The sequence below is a fragment of the Synechococcus sp. CS-1326 genome, assembly GCF_025128115.1.
Classification (GTDB): Bacteria; Cyanobacteriota; Cyanobacteriia; order PCC-6307; family Cyanobiaceae; genus Regnicoccus.
Genome location: NZ_JAHLYV010000019.1, coordinates 1 through 15,582, shown reverse-complemented (window position 1 = coordinate 15,582; position 15,582 = coordinate 1). Strand labels below are relative to the sequence as shown.

General features: G+C 67.9%; 19 protein-coding genes and 1 pseudogene. 10 read left to right on the top strand and 10 right to left on the bottom strand.

Translation table 11 applies throughout. The annotated features are described in order from the left end of the window. The first annotated feature begins 10 nt into the window (after positions 1-10). Positions 11-1,519, top strand: coding sequence for a cysteine--tRNA ligase (cysS, locus tag KQ307_RS06735; protein WP_259727395.1), 1,509 nt, complete (start codon positions 11-13; stop codon positions 1,517-1,519). Between the two features lie 59 nt (positions 1,520-1,578). On the opposite strand, the gene KQ307_RS06730 is transcribed toward cysS, so the two are convergent. Further along, a complete protein-coding gene (locus KQ307_RS06730; RefSeq protein ID WP_259701142.1) occupies positions 1,579-1,797 on the bottom strand; it encodes a hypothetical protein in 219 nt (72 codons plus the stop codon). 98 nt (positions 1,798-1,895) lie between these two features. Here KQ307_RS06730 and KQ307_RS06725 point away from each other — a divergent pair, with 98 nt between their 5' ends. After that, positions 1,896-3,131: a 1-deoxy-D-xylulose-5-phosphate reductoisomerase gene (locus tag KQ307_RS06725; protein ID WP_259701141.1), complete on the top strand. Its 1,236-nt coding sequence runs from the start codon at positions 1,896-1,898 to the stop codon at positions 3,129-3,131. 23 nt (positions 3,132-3,154) lie between these two features. Then, the gene (locus KQ307_RS06720; RefSeq protein ID WP_259701140.1) at positions 3,155-3,523 is read left to right on the top strand and encodes a ferredoxin; all 369 of its coding nucleotides are present in this window, start codon (positions 3,155-3,157) and stop codon (positions 3,521-3,523) included. Here KQ307_RS06720 and KQ307_RS06715 read toward each other — a convergent pair. Both KQ307_RS06715 and KQ307_RS06710 read right to left on the bottom strand, forming a co-directional pair. Continuing rightward, positions 3,462-4,475: a YheT family hydrolase gene (locus tag KQ307_RS06715; RefSeq protein WP_259727394.1), complete on the bottom strand. Its 1,014-nt coding sequence runs from the start codon at positions 4,473-4,475 to the stop codon at positions 3,462-3,464. The two genes, KQ307_RS06720 and KQ307_RS06715, sit on opposite strands and share 62 nt — an antisense overlap. After that, positions 4,468-5,169 (bottom strand): SDR family oxidoreductase, encoded by a 702-nt coding sequence (locus KQ307_RS06710; protein ID WP_259727393.1) that lies wholly within the window; start codon positions 5,167-5,169, stop codon positions 4,468-4,470. The genes KQ307_RS06715 and KQ307_RS06710 overlap by 8 nt, the downstream gene beginning before the upstream one ends. A gap of 119 nt (positions 5,170-5,288) precedes the next feature. Here KQ307_RS06710 and KQ307_RS06705 point away from each other — a divergent pair, with 119 nt between their 5' ends. The 3 genes from KQ307_RS06705 to trxB all read left to right on the top strand — a co-directional run bounded on the left by KQ307_RS06705 (position 5,289) and on the right by trxB (position 8,529). After that, entirely contained in the window at positions 5,289-6,728 is a 1,440-nt protein-coding gene (locus KQ307_RS06705; protein ID WP_259701137.1) for a DEAD/DEAH box helicase, read from the top strand. Between the two features lie 115 nt (positions 6,729-6,843). Beyond that, positions 6,844-7,059 (top strand): hypothetical protein, encoded by a 216-nt coding sequence (locus KQ307_RS06700; protein ID WP_259727392.1) that lies wholly within the window; start codon positions 6,844-6,846, stop codon positions 7,057-7,059. Positions 7,060-7,131: 72 nt separating this feature from the next. Next, on the top strand, positions 7,132-8,529 hold the full coding sequence (trxB, locus tag KQ307_RS06695) for a thioredoxin-disulfide reductase (protein WP_259701135.1): 1,398 nt from the start codon (positions 7,132-7,134) through the stop codon (positions 8,527-8,529). A 30-nt stretch (positions 8,530-8,559) separates the two neighbouring features. Here the strand turns inward: trxB and infA are convergent, their stop codons facing one another. Continuing rightward, entirely contained in the window at positions 8,560-8,829 is a 270-nt protein-coding gene (gene infA / locus KQ307_RS06690) for a translation initiation factor IF-1 (protein ID WP_259701134.1), read from the bottom strand. A gap of 236 nt (positions 8,830-9,065) precedes the next feature. Here infA and KQ307_RS06685 point away from each other — a divergent pair, with 236 nt between their 5' ends. Beyond that, positions 9,066-9,737 (top strand): pseudouridine synthase, encoded by a 672-nt coding sequence (locus KQ307_RS06685; RefSeq protein ID WP_259727410.1) that lies wholly within the window; start codon positions 9,066-9,068, stop codon positions 9,735-9,737. Between the two features lie 18 nt (positions 9,738-9,755). On the opposite strand, the gene KQ307_RS06680 is transcribed toward KQ307_RS06685, so the two are convergent. The 4 genes from KQ307_RS06680 to KQ307_RS06665 form a co-directional block, all read right to left on the bottom strand. Continuing rightward, entirely contained in the window at positions 9,756-9,971 is a 216-nt protein-coding gene (locus KQ307_RS06680; protein WP_259701133.1) for a hypothetical protein, read from the bottom strand. A gap of 77 nt (positions 9,972-10,048) precedes the next feature. Then, positions 10,049-11,011 carry an NAD(P)H-binding protein gene (locus KQ307_RS06675; protein ID WP_259701132.1) on the bottom strand — a complete coding sequence of 321 codons (963 nt, stop codon included), beginning with the start codon at positions 11,009-11,011 and terminating at the stop codon, positions 10,049-10,051. Between the two features lie 84 nt (positions 11,012-11,095). Continuing rightward, on the bottom strand, positions 11,096-11,194 hold the full coding sequence (gene petM / locus KQ307_RS06670) for a cytochrome b6-f complex subunit PetM (RefSeq protein ID WP_259701131.1): 99 nt from the start codon (positions 11,192-11,194) through the stop codon (positions 11,096-11,098). A 12-nt stretch (positions 11,195-11,206) separates the two neighbouring features. Continuing rightward, complete coding sequence (locus tag KQ307_RS06665; protein WP_259727391.1) at positions 11,207-12,346, bottom strand: N2,N2-dimethylguanosine tRNA methyltransferase; 1,140 nt, start codon at positions 12,344-12,346, stop codon at positions 11,207-11,209. A gap of 3 nt (positions 12,347-12,349) precedes the next feature. Between KQ307_RS06665 and KQ307_RS06660 the strand changes: the two genes are divergently transcribed. Beyond that, on the top strand, positions 12,350-13,294 hold the full coding sequence (locus KQ307_RS06660) for an alpha/beta fold hydrolase (protein ID WP_259701129.1): 945 nt from the start codon (positions 12,350-12,352) through the stop codon (positions 13,292-13,294). 47 nt (positions 13,295-13,341) lie between these two features. Next, positions 13,342-13,872 carry an acetolactate synthase small subunit gene (gene ilvN, locus KQ307_RS06655; protein ID WP_259701128.1) on the top strand — a complete coding sequence of 177 codons (531 nt, stop codon included), beginning with the start codon at positions 13,342-13,344 and terminating at the stop codon, positions 13,870-13,872. Between the two features lie 24 nt (positions 13,873-13,896). On the opposite strand, the gene KQ307_RS06650 is transcribed toward ilvN, so the two are convergent. Then, positions 13,897-14,607 carry a peptidylprolyl isomerase gene (locus KQ307_RS06650; protein WP_259727390.1) on the bottom strand — a complete coding sequence of 237 codons (711 nt, stop codon included), beginning with the start codon at positions 14,605-14,607 and terminating at the stop codon, positions 13,897-13,899. Between the two features lie 5 nt (positions 14,608-14,612). After that, complete coding sequence (locus KQ307_RS06645; RefSeq protein ID WP_259727389.1) at positions 14,613-15,188, bottom strand: photosystem I assembly protein Ycf4; 576 nt, start codon at positions 15,186-15,188, stop codon at positions 14,613-14,615. Positions 15,189-15,447: 259 nt separating this feature from the next. Between KQ307_RS06645 and KQ307_RS06640 the strand changes: the two are divergent. After that, a pseudogene (locus KQ307_RS06640) lies at positions 15,448-15,582 on the top strand (photosystem II D2 protein (photosystem q(a) protein)); the annotation flags it as partial.

Here is a 15,582-nt window from a genome sequence, read left to right as displayed (position 1 = left end):
TCCGCCCCCCTTGACCCTGCGGTTCACCAACACGCTCACGCGCCGCACCGAGACCTTTGAGCCGCTGGTGCCCGGTCAGGTGTCGATCTACTGCTGCGGCGTCACCGTCTACGACCTGTGCCATCTCGGCCACGCCCGCAGCTACATCGTCTGGGATGTCCTGCGGCGTTATCTCAGCTGGCGGGGATTCGCGGTCACCTTCGTCCAGAACGTCACGGACATCGACGACAAGATCCTGCAGCGGGCCGCCGCCGAGGGCACTTCGATGCAGGAGGTGAGCGAACGCAACATCGCCGCCTTCCAGGCCGACATGGCCTCCCTGGGAATCCTGCCGCCGGACCGCCTGCCCAGGGCCACCTGCTGCCTGGACGGCATCCGCTCACTGATCGGGGAACTTGAAGCCAAAGGGGCCGCTTACTCCGCCGACGGTGACGTGTACTTCGCCGTGCTGAAGCGGGCCGACTACGGCAAACTCAGTGGCCGCAACCTCGATGAGCAGCAGGATGGAGCCAGTGGCCGGCTCGATGACGGCGAGGAAAGCCGCAAGCACCACCCCTTCGATTTCGCCCTCTGGAAAGGAGCCAAACCGGGGGAGCCCAGCTTCCCCTCCCCCTGGGGTCCGGGCCGGCCGGGGTGGCACATCGAATGCTCGGCGATGGTTCGCCAGGAACTCGGTGACTCGATCGACATCCACCTCGGTGGCGCCGACCTGATCTTTCCGCACCACGAGAACGAGATCGCCCAGTCGGAGGCGGCCACCGGCAAACCCCTGGCCCGCTTCTGGCTGCACAACGGCATGGTGAACGTGGAGGGCGAGAAGATGTCGAAATCGCTCGGCAACTTCACCACGATCCGCGCTCTGCTGGAGCGGGGCGTTTCACCGATGACCCTGCGGCTGTTCGTGCTGCAGGCGCATTACCGCAAACCGCTCGATTTCAGCGATGCCGCCCTGGAAGCCGCTGCCGCCGGCTGGAGCGGTCTTAACGCCGCCCTCGACCTCGGGGTGCGCTTCGGGGATCGGCTCGGTTTTTCGGTGGCTGCCGGGCCTCTGCCCCAGCGGGATCAGCAGCAGTCCATGGCCTGGGATCCCTCCGAGCTTCAGGAGGCGTTCATCAGCGCCATGGACGACGACCTCAACAGCTCGGCCGCCCTGGCGGTGCTGTTCCAGCTGGCCAGGCCGCTGCGCGCCCTCTCGAACCGGCTCGAACGGGGGGAGGATCCTCTTCAGGCCGATCCGCCGGGCCCCAGCGTCGCCGATCTCCAGAGCCGCTGGCAGCTGCTGATCAGCCTGGCCGGGGTGCTGGGCCTCCAGTCCGAGCCGCTCAGCCCTGCGGAATCTTCGGCTGTCGCCGCCCCCGGCCCGGCGGAGACGGAGATCTCGGCCCTGATCGCCCAGCGGCTTGCGGCCCGCAGCAGCAGGGACTATGCCGCAGCCGATGCGATCCGCGATCAGCTGCGTCGCGACGGCATTGAACTGATCGACCGGCCCGGCGGCAGCACCGACTGGATCCGCAAGTGAGCTGTGGAGGACGCCGGGTTCAGTCGCCAGGATTCAGGTACCAGATTCAGTCGGTCAGATCAGTCGGGAGGGGGCTCCGGGGCTTTGCTGCCGGCCATCAGCGCCTCGATCCGCCGGATGCGCACGACCGTGGTCTGCCACACCTCACGGCGGAACGGATCACTGGCCGGACAGGCCGCCAGGCATTCCTCGATGCTCTCGCCCCGCTCGAAGGCATCCCAGAGCTCCCGCTCCAGCCGGGCTCTCTCGATGAAATTCCAGCGCCTGAGCCAGAGCACGGCAGTCGGTCGGATCGATCCAGTGTGACGCCCCGACCCTCCGGGGGAGGTGCGCCCGGCCTGGATGGGAGACTGACGGCCATCGACGGAGCAGCGCGGTGAAGGCGATCAGCGTGCTGGGGTCCACCGGCTCGATCGGCACCCAGACCCTGGAACTGGCCAGCGAGTTCCCCGATCGCTTCAAAGTGGTGGCCCTCAGCGCCGGCCGCAACCTGGCCCTGCTCACCGACCAGATTCAGCGCCACTCCCCCGAAGTGGTGGCCCTGGCCGATGCCGCCCTTCTGCCGGAGTTGCGGGCCCGCCTCGCCGCCCTCGACCGGCCTGGCCAGCCCTTCCGCTTGCCTGAACTGCTCGGTGGCAGCGAGGCCCTCTGCGCCGCCGCCGCCTGGCCCACGGCCGAGCTGGTGGTAACGGGAATCGTCGGTTGTGCCGGCCTGCTGCCGACCCTCGCGGCGATCCGCGCCGGCAAAGACCTGGCGGTGGCCAACAAGGAAACCCTGATCGCCGCCGGGCCCGTGGTGCTGCCGGAGCTGAAGCGCAGCGGCAGCCGGCTGCTGCCGGCCGATTCGGAGCACTCCGCCATCTTCCAGTGCCTGCAGGGCACCCCCTGGGCCGACACCGCCCGCCTGTCCACCGGCATTCCCACCCCCGGGTTGCGTCGCATCCAGCTCACGGCCTCCGGCGGCGCCTTCCGCGACTGGCCCGCCGCTGATCTGGCCAAAGCCACCGTGGCCGACGCCACCAGCCATCCCAACTGGAGCATGGGGCGCAAGATCACCGTGGATTCAGCCACCCTGATGAACAAGGGCCTTGAGGTGATCGAGGCCCACTATCTGTTTGGCCTCGATTACGACCAGATCGAAATCGTCGTCCATCCCCAGAGCATCATCCACTCGATGGTGGAGCTGGTCGATTCCTCGGTGCTGGCCCAACTGGGCTGGCCCGACATGAAGTTGCCTCTGCTCTACTGCCTCAGCTGGCCGGAGCGTCTCGAAACCCCCTGGCGGCGGCTCGATCTCACCGAGGTGGGCAGCCTCAGCTTCCGCGCCCCGGACCGGGCCAAATACCCCTGCATGCAACTGGCCTATGCGGCCGGTCGCGCCGGCGGCACGATGCCGGCGGTGCTCAATGCCGCCAACGAGCAGGCGGTGGCACTCTTTCTGAACGAGCGGATCCCCTTCCTGGCGATTCCAGAGCTGATCGAGCGGGTCTGCGATCGCCACCGAGGCGACCTGCGGGCCGATCCAGGCCTCGACGACGTGCTGGCCGTCGATGGCTGGGCTCGGCAGGCGGTGGATGAGGCGGCCGCCACAGCCCAGATCCTGCCCCACTGAGCCGCATTATTCTGAGCAACACCATGGCGATTGCCCATCATCTCCTGCTCTGCGCAACGCCCAGCAAGCCACTCTGCGGCGATCCGGCCGTGGGAGCCGCCAGCTGGGAGCGGCTCAAGACGTTGGTGCGCCAGCTCGACCTGGAGAATCCGAGCCGGACCGGCGGCATCGTGCTGCGCAGCAAGGCCGATTGCCTGCGGATCTGCGGCGGCGGTCCGATTCTGCTGATCTGGCCGGAGGGCATCTGGTACGGGGGCGTGACGCCGGAGCGGATCGAGCGAATCGTGCGGGAGCATGTGATCGGCGGCGATCCGATCGAGGCCTGGATTCTCAGGCGCACGCCCTTCGGGGGGGCTGCCGATCCAGCTGCTGGCGCAGCCAGTGCAGGGTGAGCTGATCCGACCAGCTGCCGCCGGGGGCATGGAAGCCGTTATGTCCGCCCCCGGCCGAGAGGACGACCTCGAGCCCTGGCAGGGCCGGATCCCGTGAGGCCAGGGCGACGGCGGGGGCCGCCGGCACCCAGGGATCATCGAGCGCCTGGATCAGCAGGCTCGCCGGCAAGGGCGGATCCGGCTCCTGGAGCCTCAGCAGTGGACTGGCCTGGGCGTAGTAGTTGTCCACGGAGGCGAAGCCCCAGCGGGGTGCGGTGATCAGGGTGTCGAAATCGCGAATGCTGCGGACCTGGCTGAGGCCAAGTCGCTCCCCGGCGCTGAGTCCACTGGAATCAGCCAGGGTCTGGCGACGCAGGCTGCGCAGCAGCCAGCGCTCGTAGAGCCGGTTGCGGGGCAGACCGATCGCCGCCGAGCAGCCGGCCAGATCGAGCGGACTGCTGATCACCACCAGGCCATCAAGCCAGGGCTGCGGCGAGCCTGGCTCGAGCACCCCATTCAGCAGCACGGTTCCACCCAGGGAGAAGCCCACCCCGAACAGCGGCCGACCCCCCGCCAGCTGCCGCGCCCGGCGCAGGACTGGCAACAGGTCGCCGTTGCAGTGGGCCGCATAGGTGCCGGGGGCCAGGGAGCGGCCAGCGCCGGCTCCCCGCAGATTGAGACGCAACACCGCAAAACCCTGGGCCTGCAGGACCAGGGCGAGGCGGCGCACCCCGGTCGCCTGGCTGGAGCCGCCCAGGCCATGCAGCAGCAGCACCACGCCGAGGGGCGCCGCCTGGGCGGGCCGGTCGACCAGGGCCAGCAACTGCTCTCCCCGCCCGATCGGGATCGGCAGGGGCTCAGCCTGATCGACGGGAAAGCGCGGCCCCCGCAGAGTGTCACGCAGGGTCTGCAGGTCGGGCCCCCACCAGGGCGGCCGCGGCTGAAAAGGCACTGCCCCGAGTGGTTCAGGCATCGACGACGAGGGGTTGGCTCTGCAGCCATTCCTCCAGGCCGATCGGCGCCAGATCCGGGCCGCTGGTGATCTCGATGATCCGGCCGGTCGCCGCTGGAATGGCCAGGGCATCAAGGCAGACCCTGGCCACCAGGCGCCGTGGAATGCTGTTGCTCTCCTGCTGATCAGGCCCGCTGAAGCGGATGCCTTCGGCCTCCAGGTTCAGCTCCGACTCCTTCAGCCCGCCCGGTCGCACCACCGTCCAGGCCAGACCGCTCTCCTGGAGCCAGCGTTCCCCCAGCCGTTTCCAGAGCAGGATCAAGCCGAACAGGTTGAGGGGGTGGAAAAAGCGGCCACTGCAGAGCGAACTGACCAGCACCACCCGCTGCACCCCAGCGGCCTGGCAGGCGGCGATCTGGGACCGCATCGCCAGGGCATCAACCTGCAGCGGACCGCTCAGGTCGATCGAGGGGCGGGCGCCGGTGGCGATCACAAGGGCCTGTGCGCCCTGCAGGGCCCGCTCAAGGGCGGCCTTGTCGCTGAGTTCGAGGCGAATCAGCTCGGCCCCCTCCAGGCCGGCTGGAACCGTGGAGTTGGGCCGCAGGATCGCCCGCACTTCGTATCCCCGACCGAGGGCCTCCTGCACCACCCGCCAGCCGGTCTTGCCGGAGGCACCGGTGACGGCAAGCAGGCCGGGGGCGGAAAGAGCAGGCATCCAGGACAGGAACAGCTGATCCAGTTCTAGGCAAAGGGAGCCCCCCTGGCAGGCAAGGACTGCCCCTCAGCCGGTTCCGGCCGGTTTCAACCACAGAATGGCCACCTTGCCGCATGGCCATGGGCTCCCTTTCCTTCAACCTGGCGGCGCGGCACTCCCTGGCGGGCCCCAGGCCGCGGCACTGGCAGCGGCGCATGATCGAACTGCTGAGGCGGCGGCTTGAGCAAGGCGGGCCGGCTGGGCAGGACGTGCTGATCCATGCCGGTCCCGGGGCCGGCAAGACCCTCGGCGCCCTGCTCGCCTTTCAGCGACTGCACCGGGAGGGGACACTCACACACCTGCTGGTCTGCTGCCATCGCAGCTCGATTGCGGCCCAGTGGCGCTCCGCCGCCGCCCAGCTCGGCCTCACCCTCAGCGACTGGCCGGCGCAGTCAGCCGATCCCGCCGGCGGCGCCGGGCTGCTGCTCAGCTATCAGGGCGCGGCCCGTCAGATCGACAGGCTCGAGCGGGAGCTGGCCTGGACCCGCGAGGCCAGGGTGCTGGCGGTGGCCGATGAAGTGCATCACCTCGGCATCGATCCGGAGGAGCCGGAGGCCGCCGTGTGGGGACAGGCCTTCCAGCGGCTGAGCCAGGGCTGCGTGCTGCGGCTCGGGCTGAGTGGCACGCCCTTTCGTGCCGACAACCTGGCCTTCCGCGCCGCCCGGCGCCACCGGCAATGGGAAGGGGGCGAGCTGATCGAGCACATTGCCGCCGATCTCAGCGTCGAGCCGCGGGAGCTGATCGCGGCCGGCGATGTTCGCCCGCTCGAATTCCGCTTCCAGGATGGCTGGGTGGACCACGGCCGCCTCGGCGACACCGAGCGCTCCTCCCTTTCAACCGAGTGGCGGGAGGGCTGGCGAGCCCGAAACCTGCGACGAGCCATCCAGCCGGGAGACAGCAGCAGCATCGCCCTGAGGGTGCTGCTGCAGGCCCGCCGTCGCCTTGAGCGATTGCGCGCCGAGGCTCACCCGCTGGCGGGCGGGCTGGTGATCGCCCGGGACATCGCCCATGCCAGGCGGATCACCGGTCTGCTCGAAGAAGAGGGGGATCGGGTCGTGCTGGTGCATTCCCAGGATCCCGAGGCGGCCACAGGGCTGCAGCGCTTCCGGGACGGGGAGGCGGACTGGCTGGTCAGCATCGACATGTGCGCCGAGGGATTCGATGCCCCCCGCCTGCGGGTGGTGGCGTACCTGACCACGGTGGTGACCCGCAGTCGCTTTGTTCAGGCGATCACCCGTGCCGTTCGGATGGAGGCCGGACGATCTGAGCTGGAGGCGATTCCCCGCCAGCCCTCCTACGTGTTCGCCCCGGCCGATCCGCGCCTGCTGGCCTATGCCCGCACCTGGTCGGTGGCTGAGCCGTATCGGATCCGGCCAGGCGCGCCCCCCGCCGAGCAGGATTCGGCCGCGGGCGGCGGCGGCGGCCGCAGCCTGCCCCCGCAGGCCCTGGCCGAGGGGGTCGGAGCGGTGATCCGGCTGCGTGGACCGGAGCTGCCCCGTTTCCTGGGCGGACCGATCTGACCCCTCCCGCCCGGATCAGGACACGGGGCTGTTGTCAAAAAAATGCAACGTTCCCGGCAACAACCAGGCAGCTGATCAACACGCTCGCCAGCCTGAACGTCTCCGGAGCAGGACCATGGCCCATGCGTCTCTCCATCGCCTGCTGGCGGCCCAGGTGAGCTGGGCGGAAAGGCGAATCGCCAGCCTCGACGCAGCGGAGCGCTACGAAGACAGTTTCGCGCTCACCGAAGAGTTCCGCGAATGGATCCTCTGCATCGACGACCAACCCGAGCGGGTGGAAGCCCTGCTGCTGCCGAAGCAACACTGGCCCAAAGCCATCCGGGAACCCTGATTCCCACCTGCCACCCGCCGGGCGAACCCTTGCTGATCTAGGGTTAACTCATACCCTCTCCGTTTAAGCGCGATGACGGCCGAGCACCCTCTGCCGGAACCATCCGGTATCGAAAACCTGGTGATCGTCGGCTCCGGCCCGGCTGGATACACCGCCGCCATCTACGCCGCCCGCGCCAACCTCAGCCCGCTGCTGATCACGGGTTTTCAGGATGGCGGCATCCCCGGCGGCCAGCTGATGACCACCACCCACGTTGAGAATTACCCAGGCTTCCCAGACGGAATCCTCGGCCCCGATCTGATGGACCGGATGAAGGCCCAGGCGGAGCGCTGGGGCACCCGGCTGGTGGAAGCCGATGCCGAGGCGATCGACCTCTCGGCTCGCCCCTATCGGGTGCGGGTCGAAGGGGCCTGGGTGCAGACCCAGGCCCTGATCCTGGCCACCGGTGCCAGCGCCAACCGCCTGGGCCTGCCCCAGGAGGAGCGCTTCTGGAGTCACGGCATCAGCGCCTGCGCGATCTGCGACGGCGCCACGCCCCAGTTCCGCAATGCCGAGCTGGCGGTGGTCGGCGGGGGCGACTCTGCCTGCGAGGAAGCCGTCTACCTCACCAAGTACGGCAGCCATGTCCACCTGATCGTGCGTCGCGACTCCCTGCGGGCCAGCGCCGCCATGGCCGATCGGGTGCTGGCCAATCCCGCCATCACCGTGCACTGGAACCGGGCCCTGGTCGACGCCAGCGGTGATGACTGGCTCAGTGGCCTCACCCTGAGAAATCTCACCGACGGCTCCAGCGAAGAGCTGCCGGTGCGAGGCGTGTTCTACGCCATTGGCCACACCCCCAACACCCGTCTGGTGGGCGACCAGCTCGAGGTGGATGCCAAGGGTTACCTGGTGACCAGCCCCGGCCAGCCGGACACCAGCCTGGAGGGGGTGTTCGCCGCCGGCGATGTGGCCGACGCCCAGTGGCGTCAGGGCATCACGGCAGCCGGCAGCGGTTGCCAGGCCGCCCTGGCGGCGGAGCGCTGGCTCAGCCATCACGACCTGGCCATCACCGTGGCGCGCGAGGCGGTGGAGCCGGAACCGGCCGGGGAACCCACCGCCACGGCCGTGTCCGACGCCGACAATTTCGATCCCGCCGCCCTCTGGCAGAAAGGGGGGTTCGCGCTGCGCAAGCTTTATCACGAGAGCGACAAGCCTTTGCTGGTGGTCTACACCTCGCCCAGCTGTGGTCCCTGCCATGTGCTCAAGCCGCAGCTCAAGCGCGTGCTCAGCGAACTGGGCGGCAGCGCCCTCGGCATCGAAATCGACATCGACGCCGAGCAGGAGATCGCCGTGCAGGCCGGTGTCAACGGCACCCCCACCGTGCAGCTGTTTTTCAACAAGGAACTCAAGCAGCAATGGAAGGGTGTCAAGCAGCGGAGCGAATTCCGCGATGCCATCAACGCTCTGCTGCTGACTCCGGTGAGCTGAGCCAACCGAGCTGAGAGGCGTCCGCGCTGATCAGCGGCGTCGGGGGCCTCCGGGGCGGTTGCCGCCAGGCCTCGGTCCAGCGGTGCCGACGTTCCGTTCCCGGTAGGTGATCCTGCCGCGGGTGAGGTCATAGGGGCTGATCTCGACCAGCACCTTGTCTCCGGCCAGCAGCTTGATGCGGAACTTGGTGAGTTTGCCAGCGGCGCGGCAGAGGCACTGGTGACCGGAGGGCTGATCGAGGGTGACCAGGTAAAACCCGTTGCCCTGTTCTTTCTCGATCACACCCGAGGTTTCGATCATGCGCGGCTGGTGCTCGATTCAGACAATCGATTCAGCTTAAATTGGCGCCTCGCCCCCCCTGTGACGGTTAGGGTCACACCCCCAGCACCCACCAGCTTTTGATCGCTTCAACATTGCTGGCCTCCCCTTTGATCGCTCCGCCTCTGTCGCTGGATCTGGGCCTGCTGCTGATCTCGATCGGGGTTGTCAACCTCTGGAAAGCACGCCAGAACGGCAGCGCCAGCTGACTCCTTCCCCTGGTCACCCTTCTCTTCCACAAGCCCTACGGGGTCCTCAGCCAGTTCACGGTCGAAGCAACGGCCGATCGCTGGAGAACCCTCGCCGATTTCATCGACAGTCCTGGGGTGTACGCCGCCGGCCGCCTGGATGCGGACAGCGAGGGCCTGCTGCTGCTCACCAGTGACGGACGCCTGCAGCAGCGCCTCACCGACCCCCGCTGGGGCCACTGGCGCCGCTACTGGATCCAGGTGGAAGGGTTTCCCACTCCTGAGGCGATCGCAGCACTCCGTGCCGGCCTGCCCGTGCAGGGGAGACGAACCCTGCCGGCAAGGGCCGAACGGCTGGCCGATCCAGCTACGGCTCCCCGCCAGCCACCGATCCGCCATCGGCTGAGGGTGCCGACCAGCTGGCTGCAACTGGACTTACGCGAGGGCAGGAACCGCCAGGTGCGGCGCATGACGGCCGCCGTCGGCTACCCGACCCTGCGGCTGATCCGCACAGCCATCGACCTGATGGATGGCGGCCCTGCGCTCAACCTGGCCGGCCTGGAGCCGGGCCAGTGGCGCCAGGTGACCAACGAGGAAAGCGAACGCCTGAAGGCGTTGCTGCTCCGCAGGCCGGTTCATTCGCCGGGCCTGGGGGGGCGGGCCGGTGGCGGGAAAGGGGGCCAGGGAGTCGGCGGCGGGTAGGGCGGCCTGGCCTGGGAGTCAGCCGATGACCTGCTGCAGCTCCCGCGCCGTTTGCAGCTGACCGTAGTAATAGTTGGCACGGGAGCGTCGATCCGGATCCTCGAGCGAATCGAAGGCATCGAAACCAAGGGTGAGCCAGAGCTCATGGCCGCAGCAGCGGTTCAATTCCGCCACCGCTTCCTGCTCAAGGTTGGTGAGCCGGCGCTGCAGGTTCTTGATCTGGGCAATGGACATGGCTGGGGGAGCTCAGGGCAGCAGAAAAGACAGGCGAACAAGTGAACCAATCAAACCGGATAGTACATCTGAACTGATCAGAAGGGGAGTTTCTTCTTGGCGTCCTTGGCGAGATCCACATCCAACTCCCGCAGCCGCTTCAGGATCGTGCCGAAATACTCCTTCAGATAGTCCTCCAGGTGGGTGGTGCTGGCGGGGTCGAGGGCGAAGGCTTCATAGCTCTCCTCCATCGGCGCCTCCAGGCTCACCCCTCCGCCGGTGACCTCGGCGAAGGACAGCCGTTCGGCCACGTTGACCCCCGGCTCGAAGAAGGCCGCAAACGCCTGCATCAGCCTGATCAGGAACGGCCTCACCCGGAACACCCGGGCTGGCTTGCCGCTGTATTTCTCGCAGAGCTGGGTCACCTCCCCGGTGTTCCAGGCCTTCGGTCCCACCACCGCATAGGCATGGTCGATCGTGCCTGGACGCTCCAGGGCGGCGACCGCGAAGCGGGCCACGTCCTGGGTGTTCATGTAGGCGATCGGGGTTGGACTGCCACTCACCCAGACGGTCTGGCTCTCCAGCACCGGCATGGCGAACTGACCGATCACCCCCTGCATGAAGGCGACGGAGCGCAGGATCGTGTACTCGAGGCCGGATTCGATCAGGGCCTGCTCGGTGCAGTACTTGATGTCCATCAACGGAACGCTGCGGTGCTTCTCCGCATCGAGCAGGGAGATGAACACAAAACGTTTGACGCCGGCCTGAAGGCAGGCATTGATCAGGTTGAGTTTGCCGGTCCAGTCGATCGTGTAAATGCTGCCGTTGTCGGTGGCCCGAGCCGTGGCCGCGTCGATCACCGCATCCTGGCCTTCCAGTGCGTAAAGCAGGCTTTCCGGCTCAAGCAAATTGCCACGGGTGAGCTCGCAGCCCCATTCCTGCAGAAACGCGGCCTTGCGGGGCGTGCGCACCATGCAACGCACCTGATGACCCTGATCGAGGGCGCGTCGGGCGATCTGGCGACCAAGGGTTCCCGTTGCGCCGACGACCAGAACCTGCATGAATCACCGGCGCAACGGCTGGAGCCTAAAGCTGCGGCAGGGGCCTGCGCGGGCCTCTGCTTCGAGCGATGGGCCCAGGGGATTTCAGTCGTTCTGAAGTTTGAGCAGGATGGCGCCACCCACCAGGCCAACGGGGATGAGCACCCAGAAGATCGCGGCGATGCTGAAGATTTCTGAGGCCATGGCGGGTGGCGGCTAGGGCTCTCCATTGTGCGCCCCCGCCACCTCAAGCACCAGCGACCAGGGAGCATCGGTGCGCAGCTGGGCCGGCATCACGCCACTGGCATTGGCGGCCCATCCCCTGGCCCGGAGGGCTTCCACCAGATCCGCCAGCACCGGCGGGCCACCCCCCAGCCGTCGTCCGATCGCGGCGGTGGGCCAGCAACGGGCGGGGACGCCCACATCGCTGATCAGGCTGGCCAGCAGCTTTGTCGTGGCAGGAGCAAAACTGGATTCCGCCGCCAGGGCAGCCAGGGCAGCCAGGCTGGGTCGATGCTGCAACGGACCGATCCAGAGGGGACCGCTGATCGCCAGGGGTCGATCCGGACCGCAGCAGGAGGGCCAGTCCCTCAGGCGCAGCAGTGGTTGCACCATCTGGTCTCCGCAACGGTGGCAATGGGCCGTCATCCCCAGCAGCGCCTCATCGCCGGGCTCGATGCGACGCTGCAGACGCACGGCGGTGCGGAAGGTGCGTCCCTCGCTGAAGCTGAACAGCGGTTCCACCCCCCGGCCCATGGCCCAGGCGGTGCGGGCGATCACCCCCAACTGCAGCCGCAGGGCCAGCTCCCAGCTGGATGGCTGGGCCCGGGCCGCCGCCCCCAGCCGCCGGATCGCCGCAGGCCGGTCATGGCCGGTGGGGGAACGGCCGTCGGTGCTGGCCAGGTAGAGGACACCGCCGAAGCCGACGGCCTCGAGGGCCAGGGGGAGAAGGGCGGTGGGACAGCCGAACCCATCGAGATCAATCAGCTCGAAGCGCTCCTCACGGACCAGGCAATCGGCCAGGAGCTTCTGGGCGGTGAGGCTGGTGATCCGCAGCGATGGGATCTCCCCCTGCCGCAGGGGGGCCAGGTTCGCCTCCAGCAGGGGCAAGCGGTCGGGATCGGCGTCATTGGCCCAGACGGCCGTGGCCGCGCTTTCCTGGCCATAGCGAAGGGCACGGATTCCACAGCCGGCCATCAGATCCAGCACCCGCAGCCGGCCGTTGAGGGCCAGGTGACCGGCCAGCAGCACGCCGAGGTCCCTTGCCGGCCGCGAAGCGGCCTGAAAGAAGCCAGCTCCGAGCCGCAGTCGCGCTGAGGCTTCGCAATAGTGGTCTGAGTCCTGCGTCGGTTCCACTCCTTGCTGTCGACCCAGCTCCAGCCTGTCGCAACGACGGGCGCCGATTGGGGCCGGCAGGCGATCTGGCACTGGCGGGGGCTGGCCTGCCACTGGCGGGTTCTGGGTGATCCAGGCCATCCACCCCTGCTGTTGCTGCACGGCTTCGCCTGCGGCTCGGGTCACTGGCGCCACACGGCGGGGCCCCTGGCGGCGGCCGGCTGGTGCGTCTACGGCCTGGATCTGATCGGTTTCGGCGGGTCGGCCCAACCGGCCCTGCGCCTCGACAACCGGCTCTGGGCCCGCCAGACCCGGGCCTTCCTGGAAGAGGTGGTCCAGGCACCCGCTGTCCTGGTGGGCCATTCGCTCGGCAGCCTGGTGGCGCTCAGCTGCGCCGGCTTCTTCCCCGCCTGGGTGCGGGCCGTGGCGGCCGCCACCCTGCCCGATCCCAGCCTGCTGATCACCGTGAAACGGCGGCGTGCTCCCTGGCGACGGCGGCTCAGACGGCTGGTGATCACCCTGCTCTGCCGTCTGTTGCCTCTGGAGTTGCTGGTGCCCTTGATTGCGCACACGCCACTGCTCAACCTCGGCATCCAGTCGGCTTACAACAAGCCGGTGATCGGCGACAGGGAGCTGCATCAGCTGATCGCCTGGCCAGCCCGGAGGCCGACGGCGGCCTGGGCCCTGAGAGGCATGAGCATCGGCATGGCCCTGCGACCGCGGGGGGCCACTGCCGCCGCGCTGCTGGATCGCCTCAGCCAACCTCTGCTGGTGCTGTGGGGTGATGCCGATCGGCTCGTTCCGATCGAAGTGTCGCGCCAGCTGAAGCGATACAAACCCGATCTCGAACTTGTGGTGCTGCCGGGTGTTGGCCACTGCCTCCAGGACGAGGCCCCGTTGCGGTTCGGGGGCCTCTTGCTGGACTGGCTGGCACGCCTGCCCGACCCCACCCCCGCCGGTCCGGGCTGAGGTCAGGGGGCGGCCACGTAATTTGGGGGCAGGCAAGCGCTGCGGGCATGAAGCACACCCTTTCGGTGCTGGTCGAAGACGAATCCGGGGCCCTGAGCCGGATCTCCGGTCTGTTCGCCAGGCGGGGCTTCAACATCGAAAGCCTGGCGGTCGGACCCGCCGAGCGCCGGGGGGTATCCCGGTTGACGATGGTGGTGGAAGGCGACGGCTCCACGCTTCAGCAGATGACCAAGCAGCTCAACAAGCTTGTCAACGTGCTGAACGTGAGTGATCTCACCACCATTCCTGCCGTGGAGAGGGAATTGATGCTGTTGAAGGTGGCGGCACCGCCGGAGCGGCGCTCGGAGATCCTCGACCTGGTCCAGGTGTTCCGCGCCAATGTGGTCGATGTGGCCGACAACGCCCTGATCCTTGAAGTGGTGGGGGACCCCGGCAAGCTTGTGGCCATCGAGCAGATCCTCGAGGCCTACGGCATCCTCGAGATCGTGCGCACCGGCCGGGTCGCCCTGGAGCGGGCCTCAGGGGTCAACACCGCCTTCCTGAAGATCACCGCTTCTGACAAGCGGGTGCCGGCCTGACGGTTCAGACGGATCGCTGATCGTTCAGGGCTTCGCCTTCACCAGGGTGCCACCCTCCAGCAGGACGGCCTTGATCAGCCGATCGCCCTGCTTGATCCGATCGACCACCTCCATGCCTTTGACCACCCTGCCGAAGACGGCATAGCGCCCGTCCAGTTCCACGAGGGGCCGCAGAGCGATGTAGAACTGCGCGCTGGCGGAATTGGGGTCCGCCGAGCGGGCCATCGCGATCGCCCCCCGATCGTGGAGCAGCCGCAGACGGCCGAGCTGGGTCGGATCCAGGAGCTCCTCGCCGTAGCGGGGGTCCGCTTCTCCCTTGAGGCCGATTTCCAGCGGAATGGTTCGAGGGGCCCCCGTGCTGGTATCGATGAATCCACCACTGCCATAGAGGCTGGCAGGAACCTTGGGATCAGCGCTCTGGGGGTCGCCACCCTGAACCACGAAGGGGGAGGGCTCCGTCACCACCCGGTGGAAAACAGTGTTGTTGTAAGTGCCGCGGCGCACCAGATCGACGAAGTTACCGGCGGTGAGCGGGGCCGCGTCACCGATCAGAGAAACCTGGATCTCGCCACGGCTGGTCTGCAGAGCCACCAGGGCCTTGCCGCTCAGGCAGGGGGTCGTGGCGTTGCTGCAGCCCACGGCCGTCTTGGCTGAATCAGCGGCACAGGCCGTCAGGCCCATCGGCGCCAACAGCAGCAGCGCCCACAAAAGGGCGCGGGTGAAGGGAAATGCCATCGCGATCAGACGCCCTCCAGGGGAACCCTGAGGAACCGGGCCAGCTCGGCGCCGCTTTGCTCCAGCTCGGCCAGCGGCAGGGGTTCGCCCACCCGGGTGAGGGGAAGATCGCGGCGGCCCTGCAGGCGCAGAGCCAGACGCCGGCGGGGGTTGAGGCCGTCGCGAATATCCACTTTCACCGCCTGGATGTCCCGCAGTGGGAGATCGAAGCGGATCAGCTGGCGGAAACCACGGCGGCTGATCGTGGCCACACCGCTGCCCTGGTCGAAACGGTTGCTGCCGGCACCCAGATCGATGGCGATCACACCCCACAGATAGGTGGCCAGCAGCAGGGCCGCCACTCCATAAGCCCCCATCACCAATCCCTGGGGGACCCATTCGAGGGAGGCGGGGTGACCGATCGGCAGCAGGTTGACCCCCAGGCGGCTGGAGAGGCTGGTGAGCAGAAAACCGGCGCCACCAGCGCTCACGACAGCAGCCACCAGCAGATTGGAAGGCCGGCGTGAACCCTGCACCGGCTGATCAAGAACCAGTGAAGGGTCGCGGGGAGGCGAGGCAGCCGAGGAAGGGACCGAAGCCATGGCGGCGTGGCAGGTGCGGAGTTCTGCCATCTTCGCCCTCCCGCCGCAGCTCTGTGGTGCCTGCCTGGGCCTGGCGCCACAGCGGAGACAGGAGCGTGGGCCGCGCAATCAGCTGGCAGCAAATGAGAAGAAATACTTAAAAACCCAGCCGCGGGAAGCCATGTCAGGGCGTTTCGGCCAGTCTCGACTCCGGCTCGAACGTTGTTACCATCGCCGGGTATTTCACCGATCAGCGGGTTCTCCACCTGCCTATGCACCCATGACGATTGCCCTAGGGCGCGCGCCTGCCACACGGGGATGGTTCGATGTCCTCGACGACTGGCTCAAGCGTGACCGCTTCGTTTTTGTCGGCTGGTCCGGTCTGCTGCTGTTCCCCACCGCCTACCTGGCACTG